The organism is Dechloromonas agitata is5, assembly GCF_000519045.1.
Taxonomy (GTDB): Bacteria; Pseudomonadota; Gammaproteobacteria; order Burkholderiales; family Rhodocyclaceae; genus Azonexus; species Azonexus agitatus.
Genome location: NZ_KI912532.1, coordinates 1,633,681 through 1,659,006, shown reverse-complemented (window position 1 = coordinate 1,659,006; position 25,326 = coordinate 1,633,681). Strand labels below are relative to the sequence as shown.

Here is a 25,326-nt window from a genome sequence, read left to right as displayed (position 1 = left end):
CGAGCGGATAGCCGATGTTGCACCGCAACATCGTTTGCAGTTTATTGATTACATTGAACTAAGTCAACGCACACCAAAATCCTGAAGCAACTCGATGTTGCGTCGCGACAACACTTACAAGAGACGCACAGTCCCTTTTATGCCATCGACCTCCACCGTATCACCATCCTTGAGCACCCCGAGAATGCCCGGCAGATTGACCACCGCCGGCAGTGCAAACTCCCGCGCCACGATAGCGCCATGCGACAGGTAGCCCCCGGTTTCAACAACCAGCCCGCCAGCCTTCAGGAACAAGGGCGTCCACCCTGGATCGGTCGACGGCGCGACGAGGATTTCGCCGGGCTGCAATGCCATGCCCTCAGATGGATGAGTCAGTCGACGCACCCGCCCCCTTCCTACGCCGGTACCGGTAGCGACACCAGCAAAGATCTGCCCCAGGACCGTTTCAGTCGGTGGCCCGTTTGCCGCAACCATTGCGGCTACGCCCGCTCCCGACGGCGCCAGCACAAACCATTCGTGCACTTCAGTCGCCTGCCAGACGGCGAACACGGTCTTACGCGCCGCCAATCGTGCCCGCAGCCCGTTCTGCGGCAGGGAGCCGTCGGCATAGCGAAAGACTTCAGCGGGTAACAAATGGAAGATGTCATCCGGCCGATGCAGCGTCCCGTCACGCACCAGTCGCTCGCCGATCAGCAGCCACAAACGCCGTCCAGCGGCAAGCAAGGCGATGAGCGCGCTACGCGCCGCCTCGCGGCGGTTGCTGTCGCGATTGGCTGCCTTGACCTGCGCCCGCAACAAGAAGCGGTACCAGAAGGGCAGTTCGCGACGGATGCGCCCCCAGGCGGCTTGTGCCGCCGCTTTCTGGCGGGCGCGCATGGCAGCGGCGTCTACCTCGCCCAAAGCCGGAAGCTGTTCGAGCAATTGCTCGGGTTGCTCATGCCAGCGCGGGCTGCGCAGGTAGGTTTCGTAATGTCCCCGATGCCCATAGCGCGCCATGAAATCCGCGAAGGCGGTGGCAAACGCCGGGTCATCCAACGGACGCTCCGGTGTTGTCGCGGCTTTCGCCAGCCGTGCCAGGGTCAGCAGGGCATAACCCTGTTCGGCTGTCACGCTCGCTTCGCCCCCCGCCAACAAGGCGGAGCCGATTGCCGCACTCTCACCGGGGAAGGCGCGCTCCAGCGTATCCAGCAGCAGACTCAGGCTGCCGCCTCCGGAGCCCTGCAGGAAGAACATGCCGGCAAATTCACGCGCCGGTTTGATCAATCGATGCAACAGCGCGGTGATGGCCGTCGCGTCCTCCGGCAAGGAAGCGGCCTGGAGTTCGCGCGCAATGGCATGGGCCCGCTCAACCTCCGCATCACCCCGCCGCCCCATGCCCGGCGCGTTGCGCAGATAGCGCAGCGTTCGCGCCATCCGGGCAAGGCGGGATCGCCAGGAGATCGGTGGCGTCTCGATCACAGGCTGATGCCCACCCATCAACGCATTGAACCGCTCCGGTAGCAGCCCGATGGCATCCCATGCCTCCCATTGCAACACCGAGGCTTCGAGATAGAGCCGCCCATCGAACAATCCTGCCCGCTGCACACCTGACAACAAGGGATACTCCATCAGGCGCCACCCCTGTTCGAGCAGATCGTTACAGCCGCGCCGGGAGAAGTTCCAATCCATCGCCTGCAAGGGCTCCGGCATCACCTCGCAGGTATTGCCGCGCGTCCAGATCGTCGGCTGTCCGCGCAAGGCTTCGTAGGTATGATGCGGGCGGCGGGTGACGGGGCGGGCCTGGATCAGCCAGAAACGGCTACCATCCCACACCCATTCCAGATCGTAGAACGGCCTCACGAAATCGAACGCGACAGCGGCATCGCGTAGCAGCCCGGCCAACGCCTCGGCCCTGGCCGCGTCGAACACGGCAGTCGTCGCTCGCTCCGGCGGCACAGCGACACGCTGCGTGCCTCCGGCGAGAGCCGGCACAGCCATCGTCGCCTTGCTGCCCGAACGCCACTCGACCAGACGCCAGGTATCCGTACTGTCTTCGGCGAACACGTATTCGTCCCCCGCCGCCTCGCCGCCGACCAGCGTTTCGCCCAGCCCCCAATGGGCATGGACGACCATCCGATCATCGCGTCCGCTGAGCGGATCACACGTAAAGGCAATCCCCGAGGCTTCTGCGGCCAACAGCGGCATGACCACCACGGCCATCACGGGCTCACATTCGATTCCCATGCGTTCGCGGTAGGTGGCCGCCGCTGGTGCATCGAGCGACGCCCAGACTTCTGCCATCGCAGCGCACAAGGCATCGAGCCCCATGACATTCAGGCAGGATCGATAGATGCCCGCAAAGGATGCACCGGCAGCATCTTCGCCCACGGCCGACGAGCGAACGGCCAGGGGGATATCCCGCCAGCGGCGCCGCTCCAGTTCGCTGCTCAGCGACTCGCGCAAGGAGGCGGGTATGCCGGATAGACGCTGGCGGCTCCACTCAGCCGGAACGACGAAAAAGTCGGGGACCGGAAGACCGTAGCGCAACAGGTAACCGAGCTGCGAGCCCTTGCCGCCCACCCGTTCCGGCTGCACACCGGCTGCCTCATGCGCGGCGACCAATCCCAATGCGCCCCTCATGAGCGCACCGCCATGCCATCGCACACGAGATTGAGCATGCTCGCCAGCTCATCGGCCAGTGAAAGGCCTTCCTCACTCAACCAGCGCAGCAGCGTCGCCAGATGGACGAACTGCAGGTGCATCGCCAACAAGGGGGCCGCGATGTCCTGGCGAAAATCTCCGCACGCCTGCCCCTGGGCAATTAACTCACCGAAGATCCGATCCATGCCGCTGCGTTCCCGCCCTTCTTCCGGACGGCGCATGTCGCTCATGCGAAACCGCACATACGGCAACAGATAGCCGCGCCGGCTCTCGCACCAGGCCGCCTGCAACTGGAGGAAACGGGCCAGCCTCGCCCGCCCTGGTCTGGCGGCAGCCAATTCGGACTGGATCGCCGGCCAAGCCTCGCGCAGCTCGCGATGAAAGACATGGCGCAACAACGCCTCCTTGACCGGGAAATGGCGATACAGAGTGACCTTCGAGACGTCCCCCGCCTCGGCGATGCGCTCCATAGTCACCGCCTCGAAGCCCTCGGCCTCGAACAGCGCCCAGGCCGTATCGGCCAGATGGTCGCACTGCTGCTGCCGCTTGCGCTCGCGGCGACCAGCATCCGGATGCGACGGGAAAGCAGGTTTATTCGACATGGGAACCGCCAAATAACGTAACAACGTTTATTATTGAACGACGTTCACTATTTTGCAAGCCCTAGGCCAGCACTGACCAAGGCCATCAAAACCTAGTAAAATTCAAGGCTTTCCGTCTTTCCGAGTGCGTCCGATGACGACCAGCAAGAAACCGACCTTCCAGGAAATCATCCTGCGTTTGCAACAGTATTGGAGCGACAAGGGCTGTGCCCTGCTCCAGCCGTACGACATGGAAGTCGGCGCCGGCACCAGCCACACCGCCACCTTCCTGCGCGCCATCGGCCCCGAGCCGTGGAAAGCCGCCTACGTGCAGCCGTCGCGCCGCCCCAAGGACGGCCGCTACGGCGAGAACCCGAACCGCATGCAGCATTACTACCAGTACCAGGTCGTGCTCAAGCCGGCGCCGGACAACATCCTCGAGCTCTATCTCGGCTCGCTGGAAGCCCTCGGTTTCGACCTCAAGAAGAACGACGTGCGTTTCGTCGAGGACGACTGGGAAAATCCGACCCTGGGTGCCTGGGGCCTGGGCTGGGAAGTTTGGATGAACGGCATGGAAGTGACGCAGTTCACCTACTTCCAGCAGGTCGGCGGCATCGACTGCAAGCCGATCACCGGCGAAATCACCTACGGCATCGAGCGTCTGGCGATGTACCTGCAGGGCGTCGAGAACGTCTACGACCTGACCTGGACGGACGGCCTGACCTACGGCGACGTCTATCACCAGAACGAAGTCGAGCAATCGACCTACAACTTCGAACACTCCGACGTGGATTTCCTGTTCCACGCTTTCGGCGCACACGAGAAGCAGGCCCAGCACCTGATGGGCGCCCAACTGGCGCTGCCGGCCTACGAGCAGGTACTCAAGGCCGCCCATACCTTCAACCTGCTCGACGCCCGCGGCGCCATCTCGGTCACCGAGCGCGCCGCCTACATCGGCCGTATCCGCAACCTGGCCCGCGCCGTGGCGCAAGCCTATCTCGATTCCCGCGCCCGCCTCGGCTTCCCGATGGCGCCCAAGGAATGGGCCGCCGAAGTGCTGGCCAAGCTCGAAGAACAGAATGCCAAGAAAGCCACCTGAGATGACTGCCAAGAACCTGCTCGTTGAACTGTTCGTTGAAGAACTGCCGCCTAAGGCGCTGAAGAAGCTGGGCGAAGCCTTCTCTGCCGCGCTGGCCACCTCGCTGAAGAAAGACGGCCTGGCCGGCGACCACGCCGTCGTCACCGCCTACGCCTCGCCGCGCCGCCTGGCCGCCCATGTCACGGGCGTCCTTGCCGTGGCTGCCGACAAGCCAGTAGTGCAGAAGCTGATGCCGGTCGCCGTCGGTCTCGATGCCGCCGGTAACGCCACCCCTGCCCTGCTCAAGAAACTGGCCGCCCTCGGTGCCGATGCTTCCTGCGTCACCAGCCTGCGCCGCGAGAACGACGGCAAGGCCGACATCCTGTTCTACGACAGCCTGGCCAAGGGTGCCACGCTGGCCGAAGGCCTGCAGAAGGCCGTCGAAGCCGCCCTCGCCGCGCTGCCCATCCCCAAGGTCATGACCTACCAGTTGGCCGATGGCTGGACTACGGTCAATTTCGTCCGCCCGGCGCATGCGCTGGTCGCGTTGCATGGCAGCGACGTCGTGCCGGTGTCCGTGCTCGGCCTGACCGCCGGCAACACCACCCAGGGTCACCGCTTTGAAGCCGCCGTCGCCCCAGTCGTCATTACCGATGCCGACAGCTACGCCGAAACCCTGAAGCGCGACGGCGCCGTCATCGCCTCCTTTGCCGAGCGCAAGGCCGAGATCGCCCGTCAGCTGGCCGCTGTTGCCGCCCAGGCCGGTGCCAGCCTGAAGCCGATCGAGGACGACGCCCTACTCGACGAGGTCACCGCACTGGTCGAACGCCCGAACGTGCTGGTCGGTCAGTTCGAGGCCGAATTCCTGGCCGTACCGCAGGAATGCCTGATCCTGACCATGAAGGCCAACCAGAAATACTTCCCGTTGCTGGATGCCAGCGGCAAGCTGACCAACCAGTTCCTGGTCGTCAGCAACATCAGCCCGGCCGACCCGAGTGCCGTGATCGGCGGCAACGAGCGCGTCGTGCGCCCGCGCCTGGCCGACGCCAAGTTCTTCTTCGACCAGGATCGCAAGAAATCGCTGGAAAGCCGCGTCGTCAGCCTGTCCAAGGTGGTTTACCACAACCGGCTGGGCACCCAGGGCGAGCGCATGCAGCGCGTTGCGGCCATCGCCCGCGCTGTCGCCGAACAGCTGGGCGGCGGCGAGCTGGTGCAGCACGCCGAACAGGCTGCCGTACTGGCCAAGGCCGACCTGCTGACCGACATGGTCGGTGAATTCCCCGAACTGCAGGGCATCATGGGCCGCTACTACGCCCAGCATGACGGCCTGAACGCCGACGTCGCCGATGCCATCGAAGACCACTACAAGCCGCGCTTCGCCGGTGACAGCCTGCCGCGCGGCATGGTCGGTACCGTCGTCGCGCTGGCCGACAAGCTGGAAACCCTGGTCGGCCTGTTCGGCATCGGCCAGATCCCGACCGGCGACAAGGACCCGTTCGCGCTGCGCCGCCATGCGCTGGGCGTCATCCGTATGCTGGCCGAAGGTAACCTCGACCTGCCGCTCAATGCCCTGCTGGCCGTTTCCGGCCAGGCTTTTGCCGGGATTGAAGGCTTCCAGGCCGCCGAAACCGCGCTCGCCGACTTCATCTACGAACGCCTCGCTGGCTCCCTGCGCGAGCAGGGTTACACGGCACAGGAAGTCGATGCCGTGGTCAGCCAGCGGCCGCAACGCCTGGGCGACATCCCGAAGCGCCTGGCCGCCGTGCGTGCCTTCTCGGCCCTGCCGGAAGCCGCCGCGCTGGCTGCCGCCAACAAGCGCGTCGGCAACATCCTGAAAAAGGTCGAAGGCAGCGTCGAAGCCGTGGTCGACAACGCGTTGCTCAAGGAAGCCGCCGAGGTCGCCCTGCACGACGCGCTGGTCGATGTCGTGCCGCGCGCCGATGCCGCCTTCGTCACCGGCGACTACACCGAATCGCTGACGGCGCTGGCCGCCCTGCGCACCCCGGTCGATGCCTTCTTCGACGGCGTGATGGTCAATGCCGACGACCCGGCCCTGCGTGCCAACCGCCTCGGTCTGCTCGCCAAGCTGCATGCGGCGATGAACCAGGTCGCTGACCTCTCCAAGCTGTCCGCCTAAGCCGGGAAAGTCGCCATGCCCACCAAGCTCGTCATTCTCGACCGCGACGGCGTGATCAATTTCGATTCCGCCCAGTTCATCAAGAACCCGGAGGAATGGAAGCCGATCCCCGGCAGCCTGGAAGCGATCGCCAAGCTGAAGCAGCACGGCTACCGCGTGGTCGTGGCCACCAACCAGTCCGGTGTCGGGCGCGGCCTGTTCGACATGGACACGCTGAACCAGATCCACGCCAAGATGCACAAGGCGGTCGTCGCGATGGGCGGACAGATCGACGCCATCTTCTATTGCCCGCATGCCGCCGATTCGAAATGCGACTGCCGCAAACCGAAACCCGGCATGTTCAAGCGCATATCGGAAACGCTGAATATCGACCTGACCGGCGTACCGGCCATTGGCGATTCGCTACGCGACCTGCAGGCCTGCTCGGTACTGGGTTGCCAACCGGTTCTGGTGCAGACCGGCAAGGGCGAAAAGACCAAGGCCGAGGGCAACCTGCCGGAAGGGACGCTGGAATTCGCCGACCTGGCAGCGGCCGTTGATCACATCCTGAGCAAGGCCAAGAAATGAACGCCGTCCGCTCCACGCTCTTCATGCTCTACGCCATCGTCTGGTCGGTGCTCAGTGCGCCGCTGGTCATCGTGGCCGGGCCGCTGCTCGGCGGCAAGTGGGCCTACCGGTTCGGCCGTCTGTGGCGACTGGGCACCCAATTCGGGGTCGAGCACATCCTCGGCATCCGGCCCCGGGTGATCGGCCAGGAAAACATGCCCCTGGAACCCTGCGTCATCCTCGCCAAGCACCAGTCGGCCTGGGAGACGATGACCCTGCAGGATTGCGTGCCGAAGGGTGCGTACTGCGTCTTCGTCCTGAAGAAGGAATTGCTCAAGGTCCCCTTCGTCGGCTGGGGCCTGGCAGCGATGAAAATGATTTCCATCGACCGCGCAGCCGGCAAGGATGCCCTCGACCAAGTGGTCGTCCAGGGCCGCGAGCGCCTCAAGCAGGGGTTCTACGTCATCCTCTTCCCGGAAGGCACCCGCGTGGCCCCCGGGCAGACCAAGCGTTACAAGCCGGGCGGCGCCTACCTGGCGACCCATGTCGGCTGCAAGGTGGTCCCGGTCGCCCACGATGCCGGCGAGCTGTGGCCGCGCCAAGCTTTCCTGAAGAAGCCGGGCACCGTCACCATCAGCATCGGCCCCGCCTTCGACGCCACCGGCATGACCGAAGCGCAGGTCAACCAGAAGGTGGAAGCCTGGATCGAGGCCGAGATGCGCCGCATTTCCCCGCACCGCTACCCGGATGCCGCCCAGCGCACCTGACGTACCGCGCAGCATCGTCCTCGACGGCCAGACAGTTGCCTATCAGTTGCGTCGCAGCGCGCGGCGAACCATCGGCCTGGCCATCGACCATCGCGGCCTGCGCGTCGGTGCGCCGACCCGGGCACGTTTGGGCGACATCGAGAGCCTGATTCGCCAGCACGGGCAATGGGTGCTCGACAAACTGGCAGCCTGGCGTGAACGCCCGGCCCCGAAAAGTCTGGAAATTACCGACGGCACAGTCATTCCGCTGCTCGGCGCCCCCCTGACTATCGCCCTCGCCCCGCTCGGCCGGGCCCGCTGGCAATTCGGGCCGCAAACCCTCTACCTGCAGCCGACCGCCAGCGCGAGCGCAGCACAATTGCTGGAACACGCCCTGCGCGACAAGGCGCGCGCCGTCTTCACCGAGCGCCTGGCCGCCCATGCTCCGCGCCTGGGTGTCGCGTTTCCGCCGCTGCGCCTGTCCTCGGCCAAAACCCGCTGGGGCAGTTGCAGCCACCGCGGTGGCATTTCGCTGAACTGGCGGCTGATTTTCATGCCGCTGGCGGTGGTCGACTACGTCGTCTGCCACGAGCTGGCCCATCTCAAGGAAATGAACCACAGCCCGCGTTTCTGGTCTGTCGTCGAACAACTCTGTCCGGACTGGCGTAACCTGCGTCTCGAACTGCGCCGCCAGGCCCGGCACATTCCCCACCTGTAAAGGAAACAGCATGCGTATTCTGCACACCATGATCCGCGTCGGCGATCTCGACCGCTCCATCGCCTTCTATACCGAAATCCTCGGCATGCAACTGCTGCGCCGCCAGGACTACCCCGAGGGCCGTTTCACACTGGCCTTCGTCGGCTACGGCAGCGAGGAAACCGACGCCGTGCTCGAATTGACCCACAACTGGGATACCCCGGCCTACGACCTGGGCAACGGCTTCGGCCACGTCGCACTGGCCGTACCGGATGCCGCCAAGGCCTGCGCCGACATCAAGGCCCGCGGTGGCAAGGTCGTGCGCGAGGCCGGACCGATGAAGCACGGGACGACGATCATCGCTTTCGTCGAAGACCCGGACGGCTACAAGATCGAATTGATCCAGAAATAAGTCCCGGCGACACCCGCCGGCGGGCGGCTCGGATGACGCGCATCAAGGCGCTGGCGGCTGATCCCCGGACAATGGCAGCACAAAGGAGATGACCATGCGTGCAGCGATTGACCGGACCGCTTCAGCCGGCCGTCCCGACCGCCAACCCCTGGCTACCCAGCCACTGCCAGCAGGCCGCTTCGTCCGGCGAGGAAAAATAGGGCATCAGGGGTGTCAGCCGGTCGCGAATCGTGCCGCCCAGGAAAACCTGGATGCTTTCGGCGTACAGTGCCGAGTAGGCCCGCAATTCCCCGGCACGAATCCACCCTTCGAGACGGGTAAGCCAGAGTTCGAACGCTTCCGGCGTCCCGCCCTGCCATTGCCGCGCATCCAGCAGCAGCCCCCAGCCCGTGCGCGCCCCTTGCGCCACGGCCTGGTCGATTTCGGCCACGAGTTGTTCGACCCCTTCGCGATTGAACAGATCGCCGACGATGACCTTGATCACATCACCGTGCCAACTGATCCGGTAATACCCATGCGCGGCAAAATGGCTCATTGCAATTCATTCCCCCCTCGATACCCGGCTCATTCTACCGGCTGACCGGGCTCGCCGCACCGCCCCCCCTCATTCACGGAAGCTCATCATGCAATTTCCCGACTTCTATCACCAGATCGCCCCCATTTCCCTGCGCGACCCGCTCGCCGAGCTGCTCGGTGCAGCGGTTGGCGGCGTGATCCGCTACGACTTCACCGATGCGGTAAAGCTGGCTGGCCATGCCTGCCCGACGGTGGCTGGCGCCTGGCTGGCGACCGTGCGCGGCCTGCGTGCGTTGTACGGCGACGAGATGCCGGTGCGCGGCGACATCAGCGTCGCGCTGCATGAAAACGTCGAAGACGGCGTGGCCGGCGTCATCGCCAGTATCGCCACGCTACTCACCGGCGCCGCCGGGGCCGGGGGTTTCAAGGGGCTGGGTGGCCGGTTCGGTCGGCGCCAGTTACTCAATTTCGGCATCGCCGGCGTCGGCGGCATTCGCCTGACGCGGCGCGACAACGGCCGCAGCGCGGATTGCATCGTGCAGTTGCAGCGGGTGCCCGGCGACCCGCGCCTCGGCGAGTTGCTGCCGGCCGTCGTCCAGGGCATTGCCACCCCGCAACAGGCCGCGCTGTTCGCCGCGTTGTGGCAGGACCGCCTGCGCCGCATCCTGGTGGACCATGCCGAGCATCCCGAACTGGTCGACATCCGCCTGGCGTGAGCCGATACGGCGACGGGTATTTGACAGAACGGGCCAGTCGTCGACAATGCCGCCTGGATCATTCATTTGTCACCCGCCATGCTCAGACCGCCCGCCCTCGTTGTCGATGATTATGCCTCCATGCGCAGCGTGGTGATCGAGGTGCTCAAGCGGGCCGGCTTCACCGAAATCCACCAGGCCGGCAACGGCCGCATGGCGCTGGCCAAGCTGGCCGAGGTCAAGAAGGTCGGCCTCATCATCTCCGACTGGTACATGCCGGAGATGGACGGCCTCGAACTGCTGCGCGCCGTGCGCGCCAATCCGCAAACAGCCGACATCCCGGTCCTGATGATCACCGCCGAGGGCCAGCGTGGCAACGTGCTCGATGCGATGCAAAGCGGCGCCACCGGCTACATCGTCAAGCCCTTCGCGCCGCAGGCCCTGCAGGAGCGCCTGCAGGCCATGTTTCCCTGAGCCCCCGCTGGATCAGCCGAGCGCTTCGCGGATAACCGCCTCGAAGCGCTCGACGACCGCTGCCCAGTGGTGGCCGTGCAGCGCCCGGCGGGCGGCGGCGCCCAGCGCGGGCAAGCGCTCCGGCTCGCCGCACAGATCGATGGCCGCCTGGCGGAAGCCCGCTTCATCGCCCGGCGACACCAGCCGCCCGTTGCGGCCATCGTCGATCAGCTCAGCGGCAGCGGCGCTGCGATAGGCAAGCACCGGTAGGCCGCTGGCCATCGCCTCGGCCACCACGTTGCCGTAGGTTTCGGTCAGGCTGGGAAAGAGGAAGAGATCGGCGCTGGCGTAATGGCGGGCAAGATCCTCCCCGACGCGCACACCGGCGAAGTGGTGGTCGGGGTGTTCGGCGGCCAGCCGCCGTGCCTCGGGGCCATCGCCGACCCAGACCATGCGGGCCTGCGGCTGCCAGACCTGGATGGCAGTGAAGGTTTTTTCGACCAGCGCCAGGTTCTTTTCCGGCGCCAGCCGGCCGACATAGAGGCAGACCGGCCCCTCGCCGGCCGACCAACTTTGGCGCAAGGCGGCCGCACGACGGGCGGGATCGAACAGCTCGGTATCCACGCCCCGCCCGACGATGCGCACGCCGGGCAAGCCCTCGCCCGCCAGGTCGGCGGCCAGGGCGGCCGTCGGCACCAGGGTGGCCCGGGTGCGCCGATGCAAGGTGCGCAGGTAAGCCGCAACGGCCGGCCGCATCCAGCCCAGGCCGTAATGCACGCTGTAGCGGTCGAAATTGGTATGAAAACCGGAGGTTACGGGAATGCCCAGGCGGCGGGCGGCATTGACCGCTGACCAGCCGAGCGGCCCTTCGGTCACGACATGCACGAGATCCGGCCGCTGCCGGCGCCATTCACCGCGCAGTCGGCGTCCCGCCGGCAGACCGAAGCGAAGTCCGGGATAACCGGGGAGCGGAAAGCCGCCCAAAGCCATTTCATGCTCGCCTCCCACATCGTTGTCACCCTGCCGCGGGCGAATGACCCGCACCTGATGGCCACGGGCGCGCAGGCCGCCAACCAGCCGCCCAACCGTCATGGCTACCCCGTTCACTTCGGGCGGATAGGTTTCAGTTACGAAGGCAATCGCCAGGGACATGCGGGCTCCTTCAGCATCGGAGAGAAGTCGGGAGGCCGGCCATCGGATGGTAACGGCCGAATGAAGCCTGCACGGTAGCGGCACAGCGCTAAGCTTTGATGACACGAAAAGTCACCGCAATGTCACAAAAGCCACCTAGAATCGGCGGGTTATGCGCTACCTGCACCTCCTGCCCCCCCTGCTGATCCTCATCGCCCCCCCCTGCCAGGCGGCCCGCCCGATGATCACCGACGACGCCCGGCTGACCGATGCCGGCGCCTGCCAGGTCGAAACCTGGGCGCACCTCCACAATCGCCAGCGCGAATGGTGGGCCTTGCCGGCCTGCAATCCGGGGGGAAACCTGGAACTGACCCTGGGCGGCGCCCTGGCCTGGACCGATGGCCGTTCCGACAGTGGCGCCACCGTGGCCCAGTTGAAGACGCTTTTCCGGCCGCTGGAAACCAATGGCTACGGGATCGGCCTGGCGGTCGGCCACGCCACCCAGCCGGGCAGCAGCCATACCGGCAATCCTTATTTCTACGTGCCGGCCAGCTTTTCCTTCCTCGACGATCGCCTGGTCATCCACACCAATCTTGGCTACACCCGGGAACGAGAGAATCGCGAGAACCGCCTGACCTGGGGAATTGGCAACGAGTGGCAGATGCGCAGCGACACCTGGCTGATCGCCGAAAGCTACGGCCAGGACAAGGGCCGCCCCTTCGTGCAGTTCGGACTACGCCACTGGATTGTGCCCGGCCATGTCCAGATCGATACGACCTACGGCAACCAGCTTGGGCACTTCGGCACCCAGCGCTGGTTCTCCGTCGGCCTCCGCCTGATCTCGCCGCGCCTGTTCTGACATCTCCGGTGCAGATCAGGTCACGGCCGCCAGCGGCGAGGCAGCCAGCGCCGGACGTTCTGCCCATTGGCGATAAGCCACCGCCAGGCGCTCTGCCATCGCCACATCGCTCCATTCCCGGGCATAGACTGGCGCCTCGTCAGCCAGATGGCGCCAGGCGGTCGGCCGGCTCAGGAAATGCCCGAGCGCTTCGCCAAAGGCAGTCGTCTCCGCCGGTGGCGAAAAGGCGCCACGCCCCGGTGCCAAGATATCGACGGTCCCCATCTCGGCCAGCGCAATGACCGGCAGCCCGGCCGCCATGGCTTCGAGCAGGACCAGCCCCTGCGTTTCGGTCCGCGAAGCAAAGACGAAGACGTCGGCCGCTGCATAGCAATCGGGCAGGGCCTGCTGGCGGTCGAGATAGCCGATGAAGCGGACGGCATCCTGCAGGCCCAGTGTCTCGACCCGGGCCTGCAGGTCACCCATGGCGGGGCCTTCCCCGGCAATGACAAGCAGCGCATCGGGGCAAAGCTGGCGGGCCTGGCGCAAGGCATCGAGCAGGAAGCCGATATTCTTCTCATGCGCCACCCGGCCGACGTAGAGCGCCACCGGCCGGTCTGGCGCAATGTCGTGGCGGGTCCGGAAGGCAAGGCCATCGCCCCGGGCGAACTGGGCCAGCGGAATACCGGTCGGCAGGACATGCATCGGCGTCGTCACACCATAGCTCTCCAGACGCTGACGCATGGCGGTGGACGGCACGATCACCGCGTCGAGTTGGTTGCACTGCCGGCGCGAGAAACGCCGGGCCTGGCCGCGCAGCCAGCCGGCGGGCAAAAAGCGGGCGTAGTGCTGCAGGTATTCCTCGAACAGCGTGTGGTAGGTGGCAAGTACCGGCAGGCCCAGTGCCCGCCCGGCGGCCAGCCCCGCATAGTGGGCGACGAAAGGGGTCTGGACGTGGATCAGGTCGCAACCCCGGGCAGCGGCCAGTACCGCCCGATGCATCGCCCGCCAGCCGACCAGGCGGTCCTCGCGGTCGCCCGGCACCGGCCAGCCGGCAACACGGACGACGCCGGGCTCCTCGGCCTCGTTGCCATAGCGCGGCACGACCAGGCGTACCTCGATGCCTTGCCCATCGAGCGTACGGCGAAAGGTTTCGATCGAGGTCGATACGCCATTGACCCGCGGGAAGTAAACGTCGGACACCATCAGCACACGCATCTCACACCTCCAGGGATTCGGCAGCCCGGGCGGCAACCGGCAGTGGCGACAAACCGACCGGCTCGGGATTGGCCGCCGGCAGGCGATGCAGGGCCGGACTGCCCCAGCCGACCAGTTCCAGCGTGCCGTCGAAATGCTCGACGATGGCCGTGCAGGAATCGACCCAGTCCCCGCAATTGACGTAGGTCAGGCCGCCGATGTCACGAATCTGCGCCCAGTGGATATGGCCGCAGACCACGCCGTCCAGGCCGCGTTCGCGGGCATGGTGGATGGCCGATTCCTCGAAATCGAAGATGAAATTGAGCGCCGTCTTGACCTTGCGCTTGGCGTAACCGGCCAGCGACCAGTAGCCGGCAATCCCCAGTTTACGCCGCAACCACGACAGCCAGACGTTGATGCGCACCAGGGTTTCGTAGGCCTTGTCACCGAGTACCGCGACCCAGCGATGGTGGCGCGTGACCTGGTCGAACTGGTCGCCATGAATGAGCAGGAAGCGCCGGCCGTCGACCGTTTCATGCACCAGTTCGTCGACCACCTCGATCTCGCCGAAGACAATGCCGCAGTAGTCGCGCAGCGCCTCGTCGTGGTTGCCGGGGATGAACACGATTCGCTCGCCGTGCCGCGCCCGGCGCAGCAGCTTCTGGACCACGGTATTCTGCGCCTGAGTCCAGCAGATGCCGCGCCTCATCGCCCAGAAATCGACGATGTCGCCGATCAGGAAAGTCTGTTCGGCCGGGTGTTCGCGCAGGAAATCGAGCAGACGCTCCGCCTGGCACGCCCGGGTGCCGAGGTGGATGTCGGAGAGAAAGACGGATCTGACCTTGGGCATGGCCCCACGATAGGGCCCGCCCATGACCGGCCGGTGACGGCCGGGTTACGTTTCGATGTCGCTCAGTAGGTCTTGATGAAGTAGATCACCGTCAGCACCGTGCCGACGGCAATCACGAAACGGCGCAGCCAGACCGCCGGCATGCGCTTGGCGACGGCGGCACCGACCACGCCGCCGAGGGTCGCCGTGGCGAGTGCAACCAGGGTGTGCGGCCAGCTGATGGCCCCGGCGATCAGGAAGGTCAGCGCGGCGATGGTGTAGTTCACTGCGGAGGTCAGGTTCTTCAGCGCATTGAGCTCCTGCATGTCCTCATAGCCCTGAATGGACAGGGCGGCCAGAGTCAGGATCCCCATGCCGGCACCGAAGAAACCGCCGTAGACGGCGACAATGAGCTGGAACAGTGCGCCGCCGAGGCCGGTATTGGGCTGGCCGCTGGTCTGCGCCCCGAACCGCCGTTTGCTCCAGGCGACCAGGCGGCTGACCTGGGCACTGAAGGCAAACAGGCCGGTGGCAATGAGCAGCAACCAGGGGATCAGTTTCGAAAAGGCCGCGTTCGACGTGGCCAGCAGCAACAAGCCGCCAGTCAGGCCGCCGATGAGCGAGACGCCGACCAGCAGGATGGCCCAGCGTCCATGGCGCATGGCTTCCTGGCGATAGGCCCAGGCGCTCGACAGGCTGGCCGGCCACAGGGCGACCGCATTGCTGGCGTTGGCCGTCACCGGCGGTACGCCGGCGGCAAGCATGGCCGGAAAGGAAAAGAAGGTGCCGCCACCGGCAATGGCATTCATGCCGCCGGCGAGAAATGCCCCAAGGGCGACGATCAAGGCATCAGTCAGTGTCATGGTGGGGTGCTTGTTGCGTTGAGCCAGGCGGCGCATTCTGGCCGAACGAGCGCCCCCCGGACAGTATGATTTTCCCGTAGTCGGGCAACGCCCGCCCGCTCAGGCCAACCGGCGTCCCTGCCCGGCGGCTACGCCCGCCAGGTCGCGGTTGACACCCTGCCAGCCAAGGCGGAACAGGGGCACCAGGTAAACCGCGACAAAGCCCCCCAGCCCCCACAGGCAGGCGACAATCCGCCAGGGCAGGGAGCCCGGATAGCCCTGGCCGTCGAACGGCAGCGTGGCCACCGCAATGGCCGAAATGCCGACCAGAAACCAGTGGGCGCGTACACCGGTGCCCCAGTCGAAGCGGCGGCTCAGGCGCAGGCCGAACCAGCTGCCCAGCAGACCGATCATCGCGCCGGCCAGCACATCGACCGGCCAGTGGGCGCCGACAGCAATGCGCGAAAAGCCCGCCAGGGCCGCAATCGCCACGATCGGTGCCGCCCGCCAGCCAAGCAGTGCCAGCCAGGGCACCACGAAGGAAAAGGCCGAGACGGTGTGGCCGGAGGGAAAGCTATGCGCCGTCAGCTTGGCGCCGATGATGGTGATCTGCGCTGCGTCAAACACGGCGGCCGGACGCGGCAAAGGCACCGTCATCTTGAAGCCCCGGCTGATCGCCCCGGCCAGCAGGGCCCCCAGGAAAAGCGCCCAGAAAACGCGCGGATAGCGCAGGCAAAAGGGCAGCATCAGGGCCAGCTGGACCCGGGCATCGCCCAGCGTGGTCAGCGATTCCCAGACCACCGGCGGTAGCACCACGCTGGCTTCCTGGCCGGCCAGGAAGCCGCGTTGCCAGGCATCGCCCAGCCAGATGGCCAACAGGGCCAGGGTAAGCAGCAGGCAGGTGACGAGCAGGCCGACATCGAACCACGGATGCCGGTCATGCAAGCGGGCGTCCTTCATGGTCGTGTCTCGCGCTCGACACGGGCCAGGGTGACGAAGCTTTTCTGGTAGAGGTTCCGCATCTGCAGGCCGGGCGCCAGCAGCGCCTGCACCTCGGGCTGGCGATCGGTGCGCGTCAGCACCAGCTCGCCCTCGACCGGGACACGGGTCGGCGTTGCCGCCTGCCGGTACACGCTGAAGCTGGGCATGATGATGCGCCAGGCGACGACCGTGCCGCCGGCCGCCTTGGCCACCTGCGCCGCCTCGCGGATCGGCCCCTGCGTGACGCTGATGGCGCGCGGCGCGATGACCGCCGAGACGACCAGGGCCTGGAGCAGGCCGGCCAATACCAGCCCCTGCCAGACCGGCAGACTGCGCCAGACGGCAAAGACAACGGCGGCCACGGCAAACAGCGGCAACAGCCAGCGCGCCGAGTCGGAGAAGGCGAGCACCAGCCCGTCAAGCAGGAATTTCTCGAACGGCTTGCTGGTCTTGCTGGCGGCGACGGCGAGGATTTCCGGCAGGGCGGCGAGCAGCAGCGCAAACAGGATCAGCGGCAGGTAAGCCAGCCAGCGACGTTCGAATTCGGGGCGGTAGAGCGCCAGCAGGATGAAGACCGGCGTGCAGCCGTAGAGCAGGTAATGCGGCAGTTGCGTGCCGGAGGAGGAGAAAAAAGCAAAAACGACGATGAACCAGAGCACCAGGAAACGTTCGAACAGGCCGTCGCCCCGCACCGTGCCCAACGGCGAACGGCGGATCTGGCGCAACACCTTGCCACCAACGGCCAGCAGCCAGCCGAAGAAAGGCATCAGCACGAAGGGAGCAACGACGAGGTAGTAGTACCACTTGCCGCCATGCCCCTCGAAGGTATTGGCATAACGATTGACGTTGTGCTTGAGGTAGAAGCCACGGAAGAAAGCATCGCCCTGGTCGAGGAAGACGGCGACATGCCAGGGCACGACGATGGCCAGGAAAAGCAGCCAGCCGGGCCAGAAGAAGATGGCGCGCAGCCAGGACCGCCAGGCGCCGGCCGAGATGAAGAACAGGCCGCTGACAACGAGCGGAAAGAAGACGGCAACCGGTCCCTTGGTCAAAAAGCCGAGACCCAGCATGCCATAGGTGTAGAACAGCAGGCGGCGGGTCGGCTTGCCATCGCGGTCGGCACAGAAGACATCGTAGATGCCGAACATCGACAGCGCGATGAACAGGTTGAGCAATGCATCGGAAATCGCTGCCTTGGCGATGAAGCCGACGGCCAGCGACAGCCCCATAACCAGGGCCGCCACCTGCGCCGTCCGTCGGTCGGCATGGCGCAGGCAGAAACGGTAGAGGGCCAGCATCCAGAGTACGGCAAAGACGATGGACGGCAGGCGGAAGCCGATTTCGCTGACGCCGAGGAGGCTGACCGAGGCGGCCTGCGCCCAGTAGATGAGGATCGGCTTGTCGTGGCGCGGCGCATCGTTCAAGGTCGGCGACACCAGGTTGCCGCGCGCCATCATCTCGCGCGTCGCTTCCGAAAAAGCGCCCTCGTCGACGTCGGTCAGCGGCAGGCTCCAGGCATTGAGCACGAAGGCGACCGCCACGACCAGCAACAGGCTGATGGGCGACAGGAGGAAGCGCTCGATGGCGACGGGCAGGCGGGAGGCTGACATGGCGGGCATTATAAGGCAGCGTGCCGGCCGTCCTGCTGCTTGACGTCACTCCGGGCGCCGCCTAAATTCAGGCATTTCGGCCTACCGTACTACAAGGATCCCCATGAAGATCGGCACCCCGCTGTCCCCCTCCGCCCTGCGCGTCATGCTGCTCGGCGCCGGCGAACTCGGCAAGGAAGTGATCATCGCCCTGCAGCGACTGGGGGTCGAGGTAATCGCCGTGGACCGCTACGCAAGCGCACCGGGTCACCAGGTCGCCCATCGCGCCCACGTCATCTCGATGACCGACGGCGCCGCGCTGCGCCAACTCATCGAACAGGAAAGGCCGCATCTGATCGTGCCGGAGATCGAGGCCATCGCCACCGACACGCTGGTCGACATCGAACGCGAAGGCCTGGCCGAGGTGATCCCCACCGCCCGCGCCGCCAAGCTGACCATGAACCGCGAAGGCATTCGCCGCCTGGCCGCCGAGGAACTGGGCCTGCCCACCTCCCCCTACCGGTTCGCCGATTCGCTGGCCGAACTGCAGGCCGCCATCGACAGCAGCATTGGCTACCCCTGCATCGTCAAGCCGACCATGTCCTCCTCCGGCAAGGGCCAGTCACTGCTGCGCGGCCCCGATGACGTCCAGAAAGCCTGGGACTACGCGGCGAGCGGCAGTCGGGTGAATCAGGGCCGGGTCATCGTCGAGGGCTTCATCGATTTCGACTACGAAATCACCCTGCTCACGGTCCGCGCCCGGAATGCAGCCGGCGAAGTGGTCACTCACTTTTGCGAACCGATCGGCCATCAGCAGGTGGCCGGCGACTATGTCGAATCCTGGCAGCCGCAGGCGATGTCGCCGACTGCCCGGCAGCGGGCCCAGGACATCGCTGCCGCCGTGACCGGCAACCTGGGCGGGCGCGGCATCTTCGGCGTTGAATTCTTCGTCAAGGGCGACATGGTCTGGTTCTCGGAAGTCAGCCCGCGGCCGCACGACACCGGACTGGTGACGCTCTGCTCGCAGCGCTTTTCCGAATTCGAACTGCATGCCCGCGCCATCCTGGGCCTGCCGGTCGATACCACCCTGCGCGAACCGGGTGCTTCAGCCGTGATTTACGGTGGCATGGCAGAAAGCGGTATCGCCTTCGAAGGCCTGGCCGAGGCGCTGGCTGTGCCGCGCAGCGACCTGCGCCTGTTCGGCAAGCCAGAATCCTTCACCAAGCGCCGCATGGGTGTCGCCGTGGCCAATGGTGAAACAACCGAAGAGGCCCGCCAGCGGGCCCGACTGGCCGCCGGCAAGGTACGGCCGGTCAAGGTCTGACAAGACCTCAGCCTCGCCGAAGGCTCTGCTCCGCCCCCGCGGCATGCCGGTGCCTGCGCCGCTCCGCCGCGGTCGCCAGATCACCGGACGGCCGTTCTCCAGAGCGCTACGATTGAACCGTATCGAGCGCCGCCTGGCTGATCTCGTGAACAGCCTGTTCGGCCGCCTGCAGCGATGATTTCATCGCCTGCAGGGCGACTTCCGCCTCCCACGGACTGCTGCGACTGGCCCGATTGATGGCGGAAATGGCCAGGCTGTCGATAATCCGCAGTTGCTGGTCGGCGCTGTGGATCAGTGCCTTCTGCGCATCGCCGCAGACGGTCAGCCCCTGATCGAGCAGTTGGCCAGCCCGAGCCAGGTTGTCCAACCACCATGACATCGGCCATTGCGCCGCTGCCAGATCAAAACCCGATTGCGGGAAGGGGGGAATCCCATGCCGGAAACTATCGCGACCAGCCGCTGCCAGCAAGGCAGTCCATTGCTGAGCAATCCGAACACCAGTCGCGGAGAGGGTGAACAGGTTATGCAGGGTACGTTCACGACCCTGAGCTATTTCATGGGCAGACAACAGCATGACGTTCTCCGGGACAAATCGAAACCACACAGGGTAACGCCCCAGGATTAAAAAAGGATGACCGGCACCTGTCAGGCGGCGCCCGAAAAGGCAAACGCCCGATGTTGGCCATCGGGCGTTCCGGCAAGCCAGCCTGGGCTGGCAGAGCGCACAATCCCGGCGATCAGGCCGAGAAGGAAGAGCCGCAACCGCAGGTCGAGGATGCGTTCGGGTTGCGAATGACGAACTGCGAGCCTTCCAGGCCTTCCGTATAGTCGATTTCGGCGCCAACCAGGTACTGGAAGCTCATCGGATCGATCAGCAGCGTGACGCCATTCTTTTCCATCGTCGTATCGTCTTCATTGACTTCCTCGTCGAAGGTGAAGCCGTACTGGAAGCCGGAGCAGCCACCACCGGTCACGAACACGCGCAACTTCAGGCCCGGATTGCCCTCTTCCTCAATCAACTCCTTGACTTTACCCGCCGCGCTATCGGTAAAAACCAGGGGGGCGGCCATGTCGTTAACTGCATTCATGAACAATACTCCATAAAAATTCGTGCGTGATTATGAGAGGGAGCAAACCTCCGGTCAATGGAATTAGTCAGAACGACGCCGGGTTAGTTCCCCTCCGTGGCAACACGATTCACTAGGCGCCCTTCGATCACCGCCCCCTGGTGCATTTCGATCGAGACGTACTCGACATCGCCGACGATACGGGCGCGCGATTGCATTTCCAGGGACTCGGTCACGACAACCGGGCCAACCACCACGCCATTGGTAATCAGATGCGCTACTGAGACACCGCCCTCGATGCGCGCATGCTCACTAAGAACCAGCGTCGAGGCCGACGCGCCTTCGACCGCCAGCACGCTCCCCTTGACCTCACCGTCGATCCGCAAGCCGCCTGAAAAGTGAATGGCACCTTCGATACGCGTTCCGGCACTGATCAAACTGTCTATTTTTCCTTGCGGCTTCTTGCTTTCGCCATTTTTTCCGAACATCGACTGCTCCTATAGCTTGGCCACTCGCTTGAGTTTCAAAGTATCCCCCTGCAGCACATGCACCTCAAGCCCGACCAGCGTCGCGCCGGCTGGCAGCTTGAACTCTCCCTCACGGCGCTGCATCTTCTTCAGGCGAACTTCCTCATCGTCCTTTTTCAGTGACAACACCAGTTGTCCCGTCTTGTCACCCAGCGCGTAATGGGCAAGTACCCGCAGGCGCCCCTGGAACTCGGGGAACTGCTTGTCCGGACTGAATACCAACAGGAATCGGTAGCGATATTGCCCGACCGGGTCGACTGCCACCCGAAAATTCTCGATACCGATCGCCCCCGGCTCCCCCGCCACCGGCAGCACACGCTCGAATACCCGGATATCCTCCTTGAGGACCGCATTCTCTGCTTCCAACTCCTTCACCCGGGCAAGCAACTTCTGCTGGGCGGCACGCTCGATACTGAATGCGCTCTGCTCCACCCCCGCCCTGGCGCGCAGCGAAGCCAACTCCTCCTCCTGGTGGCTCAACTGCTCCTGCAAGCTGGCGGCATCCCGCCCCAGCCCACCGCCCCCCTGATAGCGCGCCCCCCCCCAGCCGAGCAGCAGCATCACCAGCGACAAACCAAGCAGGGCGAAAACATACCAGCCCCGTGCGACATGGCGACGAACCACCAACTTGGGTGCCATCACGCCATAATGTCGCCTGAGCGTCCTGATTTTCTTCACTACCGAGGCCCTTGGCACGTCGCTCCCGATCCGCAATATCATCTCGAACGGCCACGCCTGCCGGGCCGCCAAAACGCTAGATTAACCGATATGGCCGCTCATCAAACACCTTCACGCCCCATGGAAACGCACTGCGGAAGCAGGCAAGCCGTGACGGAACCCATCTGAAGGGCGCCGCACCGGGCGTACCAATGCAAAAAGCCGCCCAAGGGCGGCTTTCTTGTGTGCAAGCGACAGGCTTAGCGCTTGGAGAACTGCTTGCGACGACGCGCCTTGTGGAAGCCAACCTTCTTACGCTCCACTTCGCGAGCATCACGGGTAACGAAACCAGCCTTCGACAGAGCCGACTTCAGTGCTGCATCGTATTCGATCAGCGCACGGGTGATGCCGTGACGAACGGCACCGGCTTGGCCGGATTCACCGCCACCGGTCACATTGACCTTGATGTCGAAACCATTCAGCTGCTCGACCAGAGCGAGCGGCTGGCGAACGATCATGCGACCGGTTTCGCGCGAGAAAAACTGATCAACCGGCTTGCCGTTGACCACGATGGAACCGGAGCCACGCTTCATGAAAACACGAGCAACGGCGCTCTTGCGACGACCAGTGCCGTAGAAATAACCTTCAGCCATGATACCCCCTTAGATTTCCAGAGCCTTCGGCTGCTGGGCAGTGTGCGGATGCTGGTCGCCGGCGTAGCACTTCAGCTTCTTCAGCATGGCGTAGCCCAGCGGACCCTTCGGCAGCATGCCCTTGACGGCGGTTTCCAGGGCACGACCCGGGAAGCGTTGCTGCATCTTCTTGAAGTTGGTTTCGTAGATACCGCCCGGATAGCCGGAGTGGCGGAAGTACTTCTTGTCTTCGGCCTTGTTACCGGTAACGGTCAGCTTGTCCACGTTGGTGACAACGATGAAGTCGCCGGTGTCAACGTGCGGAGTGTAGATAGCCTTGTGCTTGCCGCGAAGGCGACGAGCGATTTCGGTGGCGAGGCGGCCGAGCACCTTGTCCGTGGCGTCTACCACAAACCACTCGCGCTTCACCTCATGTGGCTTGGCGGAAAACGTTTTCATGTGTGTGCCGTCCTGAAAAAATTGGGCGCAGATTGGAGAAAGGCGCGGATTTTAGTCGACTCCGAAACCGGCTGTCAATCCCTTTGCATCCAGACCGGCCGATCAGGCAAAAAAAACGCGGCTCGCTGAGCCGCGTTAAATCCACACCAAAGGAGGAGGGTGGAGGAGACAAATCTGAACTGAAGAACCTATCGCTGAACAAGTCACTGCAGTTCGTACGCTTTGCATTGTGCACGATCCCCTACGGCCAATCAAGAAATATTTGTGCGACGCACAATTCATTATTGTATTAATTTATTCACCGAATGTATCACATATAAAACATTGATTTAATGTAATATTGAAATAATTCATGACATCGATTCAACAGTTGATAACACAAATTTTACTTTTATCAAACACCGAATCGACTACTTTCTTTGCTGCATTGCAGCAATTGAGCAGAACAAGCCTCCCGCTTGTAATTCCGCTAAAATCCGGACCCTCGCAAGGAGAACAACATGGAATGCACAGTAAGGTGGATGGGCAACGACGCAGGCATGGCCTTCGTTGCGGAAACTGGTAGCGGCCACGCCGTGGTAATGGATGGAGCCCCCGAAGCTGGCGGCAGGAATATCGGATTGCGCCCCATGGAAATGGTGCTCGCCGGAACAGGCGGCTGCTCAGCCTTTGACGTCGTCCTGATCCTGAAAAAAGGGCGGCACCAGGTTAGCGCCTGCGACGTCAGCCTTCAGGCCGAGCGTGCTGACAGCGACCCAAAGGTCTTCACCCGCATTCACCTGCACTACCGGGTGAAAGGCAAAAACCTCAAGCCGGATGCGGTTGCTCGAGCCATCGCGCTATCCAAGGAAAAATACTGCTCGGCATCCATCATGATTGGCAAGACCGCCGAGATCACCTCGGATTTCGAGATCATCGACGAAGCCTGACCGCTCCCCGGGAGCGCCTAAAGCCGGTAGGCGGCAGAGGTCATCACCTTTGCCGCCAACCTCATCGCGAGTCTCGCCGCACCGGGCAGTTCAGAGGCGCCATGGGCGATTGCCATGTCGGCGTGGCGGATTTCATCGAGGCGCATCTGATCGACGATGGCCCGCGACTTCACATCCTGTATCGGCAATTCCTGCAAATGGCCATCAAGATGGGCTTCCACCTGGCGCTCCGTCTCTGCCAGAAAACCCAGATTCCACTTATCACCCAGCGCCCCGGCCAGCACCCCCAACGACAGCGATCCGACGTACCAGAGTGGATTGAGCAGACTCTTGCGGCCGCCCAGTTCGGCGATGCGTGACTCCGTCCACGCCAGATGCTCAGTCTCCTCATCGGCCGCAACACGCAACGCCTCGCGTACCGAAGGATCCCGCGACGTCAGCGCCTGCCCCTGATAAAGAGCCTGCGCACAGATTTCGCCGCAATGATTAACCCGCATCAAGCCAATCGCATGTTGCCGCTCAGCCTCATCCAGATCGGGCTCGACGCAGGAGCCCCCCGGCGTCGGTCGAATGCTCCGGGCGGGCGCGAAAACCGTGCGCAGCGCCCGGTCAAATTCGATGATCAGACGATCAGCAAACACGGGGCTCACCGACGGACATCCGGATGTCCACCCCGCACCAGGGCATCCCTGGCTTCGGCCGCATTACGCACCGCGTTGCCGAACGGACAGAAATATTCAAGAAAGAGCGCCGCGTGCTGACGATTGGCGTAAGCATCCTGGATTCTCACCCATTCATCCTTGCGCGCCTTGGACCAGCTGCCATCCGCCCGGCCGGAGGCATAGATGCGCCGGGCACGGGCTTCGCAGCGCATCCCCTCAAAAGTCACGTTACGCCCGCCTTGCGGCGTTTCAACGACCAACACGTAGCGAATGACACCATCGGCACCAACACTGAGGGTCGCCCCATCGATGAAAAACTTGTTGGCGGTGGCGGCACTGACGTAAAGCGGCAGCAGGTTTTCTGGCGCCGGGTAGGACGGAAACTGCACTTCGCCCTCCCGCCACTCCCGGGCCGGCTCGTAATCGTCTTCTTCGGCGGCAACGGGCGCCACGGCGAGCCAGCAGGCGGCCGCGAGCAGCCAGACGGGATGCAATCGAACGGCCATGGTTAGGCATCCTCCTGCGTCGTACCGGACGGAGAATCCTGCGCCACCACATCACGCCGTTGCTGGCGCAGTGCCTTGCGGTCGACATCGAGGAAACGGACGAGTTCGTTCAACGCCTGTTCATAAACCGTGCGCTTGAATTCGATCACGGCATCCAGCGGCACCCAGTAATCGTTCCAGCGCCAGGCGTCGAACTCGGGCTTGCTGGTCGCCCGCAAGCTCACATCGTTGTCCCGCCCGACCAGCCGTAACAGGAACCAGATCTGCTTCTGGCCTTTGTAGGAACCACGCCACTCGCGCTTGATCCAATGTGTCGGCACTTCGTAACGCAACCACCCCTTGGTTCGACCGAGGATACGCACGTGCTCGGGCAACAGCCCGACCTCTTCGTACAGTTCGCGATACATGGCCTCTTCCGGCGTTTCGCCGCGCTTGATGCCACCTTGCGGAAACTGCCAGGAATGCTCCCGAATGCGCTTACCCCAGAAAACCTCGTTTTTGGCGTTACAAAGAATGATGCCGACGTTCGGGCGATAGCCTTCACGGTCGAGCATAAAAATCCTGCAAAAATTAATAGTTGCCCCGATTCTTTCACAAAGGGGGGCCACATGCAAAGAAGCGGGGCCGTGTAAAATGAAGGTTTAGCAACGAATTC

At 64.1% G+C, this 25,326-nt stretch carries 29 protein-coding genes; 11 read left to right on the top strand and 18 right to left on the bottom strand.

Annotated elements, in window-relative coordinates; all coding sequences use genetic code 11:
• Window positions 1-114: 114 nt before the first annotated feature.
• Window positions 115-2,619 carry a PEP/pyruvate-binding domain-containing protein gene (locus tag K420_RS0108200; RefSeq protein ID WP_027457626.1) on the bottom strand — a complete coding sequence of 835 codons (2,505 nt, stop codon included), beginning with the start codon at window positions 2,617-2,619 and terminating at the stop codon, window positions 115-117.
• Window positions 2,616-3,242: a TetR/AcrR family transcriptional regulator gene (locus K420_RS0108195; RefSeq protein WP_027457625.1), complete on the bottom strand. Its 627-nt coding sequence runs from the start codon at window positions 3,240-3,242 to the stop codon at window positions 2,616-2,618. Before K420_RS0108195 ends, K420_RS0108200 begins: the two co-directional genes overlap by 4 nt.
• Before the next feature lie 133 nt (window positions 3,243-3,375).
• Between K420_RS0108195 and glyQ the strand changes: the two genes are divergently transcribed.
• Genes glyQ through gloA form a run of 6 tightly spaced genes read left to right on the top strand, consistent with a single transcriptional unit; the run spans window position 3,376 to window position 8,837 of the window.
• A complete protein-coding gene (gene glyQ / locus K420_RS0108190) occupies window positions 3,376-4,320 on the top strand; it encodes a glycine--tRNA ligase subunit alpha (RefSeq protein ID WP_035854624.1) in 945 nt (314 codons plus the stop codon).
• A gap of 1 nt (window position 4,321) precedes the next feature.
• Window positions 4,322-6,436, top strand: a complete 2,115-nt coding sequence (gene glyS / locus K420_RS0108185; protein ID WP_027457623.1) for a glycine--tRNA ligase subunit beta — start codon at window positions 4,322-4,324, stop codon at window positions 6,434-6,436.
• Between the two features lie 15 nt (window positions 6,437-6,451).
• A complete protein-coding gene (gmhB, locus tag K420_RS0108180) occupies window positions 6,452-7,003 on the top strand; it encodes a D-glycero-beta-D-manno-heptose 1,7-bisphosphate 7-phosphatase (protein WP_027457622.1) in 552 nt (183 codons plus the stop codon).
• Entirely contained in the window at window positions 7,000-7,749 is a 750-nt protein-coding gene (locus K420_RS0108175) for a lysophospholipid acyltransferase family protein (RefSeq protein ID WP_027457621.1), read from the top strand. Before gmhB ends, K420_RS0108175 begins: the two co-directional genes overlap by 4 nt.
• Window positions 7,730-8,446, top strand: coding sequence for a M48 family metallopeptidase (locus tag K420_RS0108170; RefSeq protein ID WP_027457620.1), 717 nt, complete (start codon window positions 7,730-7,732; stop codon window positions 8,444-8,446). Before K420_RS0108175 ends, K420_RS0108170 begins: the two co-directional genes overlap by 20 nt.
• A 10-nt stretch (window positions 8,447-8,456) precedes the next feature.
• Window positions 8,457-8,837, top strand: coding sequence for a lactoylglutathione lyase (gene gloA / locus K420_RS0108165; protein WP_027457619.1), 381 nt, complete (start codon window positions 8,457-8,459; stop codon window positions 8,835-8,837).
• Window positions 8,838-8,958: 121 nt separating this feature from the next.
• Here the strand turns inward: gloA and K420_RS0108160 are convergent, their stop codons facing one another.
• Window positions 8,959-9,372, bottom strand: coding sequence for a hypothetical protein (locus K420_RS0108160; protein ID WP_027457618.1), 414 nt, complete (start codon window positions 9,370-9,372; stop codon window positions 8,959-8,961).
• Between the two features lie 88 nt (window positions 9,373-9,460).
• Between K420_RS0108160 and K420_RS0108155 the strand changes: the two genes are divergently transcribed.
• Together K420_RS0108155 and K420_RS0108150 are read left to right on the top strand one after the other, a co-directional pair.
• Complete coding sequence (locus K420_RS0108155; protein ID WP_027457617.1) at window positions 9,461-10,069, top strand: hypothetical protein; 609 nt, start codon at window positions 9,461-9,463, stop codon at window positions 10,067-10,069.
• 78 nt (window positions 10,070-10,147) lie between these two features.
• Window positions 10,148-10,522, top strand: a complete 375-nt coding sequence (locus K420_RS0108150) for a response regulator (protein ID WP_027457616.1) — start codon at window positions 10,148-10,150, stop codon at window positions 10,520-10,522.
• Window positions 10,523-10,534: 12 nt separating this feature from the next.
• On the opposite strand, the gene K420_RS18440 is transcribed toward K420_RS0108150, so the two are convergent.
• Window positions 10,535-11,653: a glycosyltransferase family 4 protein gene (locus K420_RS18440; protein ID WP_035854620.1), complete on the bottom strand. Its 1,119-nt coding sequence runs from the start codon at window positions 11,651-11,653 to the stop codon at window positions 10,535-10,537.
• A gap of 151 nt (window positions 11,654-11,804) precedes the next feature.
• Between K420_RS18440 and K420_RS0108140 the strand changes: the two genes are divergently transcribed.
• Window positions 11,805-12,491, top strand: a complete 687-nt coding sequence (locus K420_RS0108140) for a hypothetical protein (protein WP_027457615.1) — start codon at window positions 11,805-11,807, stop codon at window positions 12,489-12,491.
• Window positions 12,492-12,506: 15 nt separating this feature from the next.
• Here the strand turns inward: K420_RS0108140 and K420_RS0108135 are convergent, their stop codons facing one another.
• From K420_RS0108135 to K420_RS0108115, 5 genes are all read right to left on the bottom strand, one after another.
• Window positions 12,507-13,688: a glycosyltransferase gene (locus tag K420_RS0108135; protein ID WP_027457614.1), complete on the bottom strand. Its 1,182-nt coding sequence runs from the start codon at window positions 13,686-13,688 to the stop codon at window positions 12,507-12,509.
• Between the two features lies 1 nt (window position 13,689).
• Window positions 13,690-14,517, bottom strand: coding sequence for a UDP-2,3-diacylglucosamine diphosphatase (locus tag K420_RS18435; protein WP_035855658.1), 828 nt, complete (start codon window positions 14,515-14,517; stop codon window positions 13,690-13,692).
• A 62-nt stretch (window positions 14,518-14,579) separates the two neighbouring features.
• Complete coding sequence (locus K420_RS0108125; RefSeq protein WP_027457613.1) at window positions 14,580-15,359, bottom strand: sulfite exporter TauE/SafE family protein; 780 nt, start codon at window positions 15,357-15,359, stop codon at window positions 14,580-14,582.
• A gap of 99 nt (window positions 15,360-15,458) precedes the next feature.
• Window positions 15,459-16,298: a phosphatase PAP2 family protein gene (locus K420_RS18430; RefSeq protein WP_051453014.1), complete on the bottom strand. Its 840-nt coding sequence runs from the start codon at window positions 16,296-16,298 to the stop codon at window positions 15,459-15,461.
• Complete coding sequence (locus K420_RS0108115; protein ID WP_027457612.1) at window positions 16,295-17,929, bottom strand: ArnT family glycosyltransferase; 1,635 nt, start codon at window positions 17,927-17,929, stop codon at window positions 16,295-16,297. Before K420_RS0108115 ends, K420_RS18430 begins: the two co-directional genes overlap by 4 nt.
• Before the next feature lie 103 nt (window positions 17,930-18,032).
• Here K420_RS0108115 and purT point away from each other — a divergent pair, with 103 nt between their 5' ends.
• Window positions 18,033-19,232: a formate-dependent phosphoribosylglycinamide formyltransferase gene (gene purT, locus K420_RS0108110; RefSeq protein WP_027457611.1), complete on the top strand. Its 1,200-nt coding sequence runs from the start codon at window positions 18,033-18,035 to the stop codon at window positions 19,230-19,232.
• A 106-nt stretch (window positions 19,233-19,338) separates the two neighbouring features.
• Here the strand turns inward: purT and K420_RS20440 are convergent, their stop codons facing one another.
• The 6 genes from K420_RS20440 to rplM form a co-directional block, all read right to left on the bottom strand.
• Complete coding sequence (locus K420_RS20440) at window positions 19,339-19,806, bottom strand: hypothetical protein (RefSeq protein ID WP_157275043.1); 468 nt, start codon at window positions 19,804-19,806, stop codon at window positions 19,339-19,341.
• Between the two features lie 163 nt (window positions 19,807-19,969).
• Entirely contained in the window at window positions 19,970-20,320 is a 351-nt protein-coding gene (gene erpA, locus K420_RS0108100; RefSeq protein ID WP_027457609.1) for an iron-sulfur cluster insertion protein ErpA, read from the bottom strand.
• Window positions 20,321-20,403: 83 nt separating this feature from the next.
• A complete protein-coding gene (locus tag K420_RS0108095; RefSeq protein ID WP_027457608.1) occupies window positions 20,404-20,787 on the bottom strand; it encodes a bactofilin family protein in 384 nt (127 codons plus the stop codon).
• Window positions 20,788-20,796: 9 nt separating this feature from the next.
• Complete coding sequence (locus K420_RS0108090; protein WP_157275042.1) at window positions 20,797-21,465, bottom strand: DUF6776 family protein; 669 nt, start codon at window positions 21,463-21,465, stop codon at window positions 20,797-20,799.
• A 278-nt stretch (window positions 21,466-21,743) separates the two neighbouring features.
• A complete protein-coding gene (gene rpsI, locus K420_RS0108085) occupies window positions 21,744-22,136 on the bottom strand; it encodes a 30S ribosomal protein S9 (RefSeq protein ID WP_027457606.1) in 393 nt (130 codons plus the stop codon).
• Between the two features lie 9 nt (window positions 22,137-22,145).
• The gene (gene rplM / locus K420_RS0108080) at window positions 22,146-22,574 is read right to left on the bottom strand and encodes a 50S ribosomal protein L13 (protein WP_027457605.1); all 429 of its coding nucleotides are present in this window, start codon (window positions 22,572-22,574) and stop codon (window positions 22,146-22,148) included.
• A gap of 500 nt (window positions 22,575-23,074) precedes the next feature.
• Between rplM and K420_RS0108075 the strand changes: the two genes are divergently transcribed.
• A complete protein-coding gene (locus tag K420_RS0108075) occupies window positions 23,075-23,503 on the top strand; it encodes an OsmC family protein (RefSeq protein ID WP_027457604.1) in 429 nt (142 codons plus the stop codon).
• Between the two features lie 17 nt (window positions 23,504-23,520).
• Here the strand turns inward: K420_RS0108075 and coq7 are convergent, their stop codons facing one another.
• From coq7 to K420_RS18425, 3 genes are read right to left on the bottom strand one after another with little or no spacing between them, the layout of a single operon-like run.
• Entirely contained in the window at window positions 23,521-24,144 is a 624-nt protein-coding gene (gene coq7, locus K420_RS0108070) for a 2-polyprenyl-3-methyl-6-methoxy-1,4-benzoquinone monooxygenase (RefSeq protein WP_035855653.1), read from the bottom strand.
• A 5-nt stretch (window positions 24,145-24,149) separates the two neighbouring features.
• Entirely contained in the window at window positions 24,150-24,671 is a 522-nt protein-coding gene (locus K420_RS0108065; RefSeq protein WP_027457602.1) for a CNP1-like family protein, read from the bottom strand.
• Window positions 24,672-24,673: 2 nt separating this feature from the next.
• Window positions 24,674-25,225, bottom strand: a complete 552-nt coding sequence (locus tag K420_RS18425; protein ID WP_051453013.1) for an RNA pyrophosphohydrolase — start codon at window positions 25,223-25,225, stop codon at window positions 24,674-24,676.
• Window positions 25,226-25,326 lie beyond the last annotated feature (101 nt).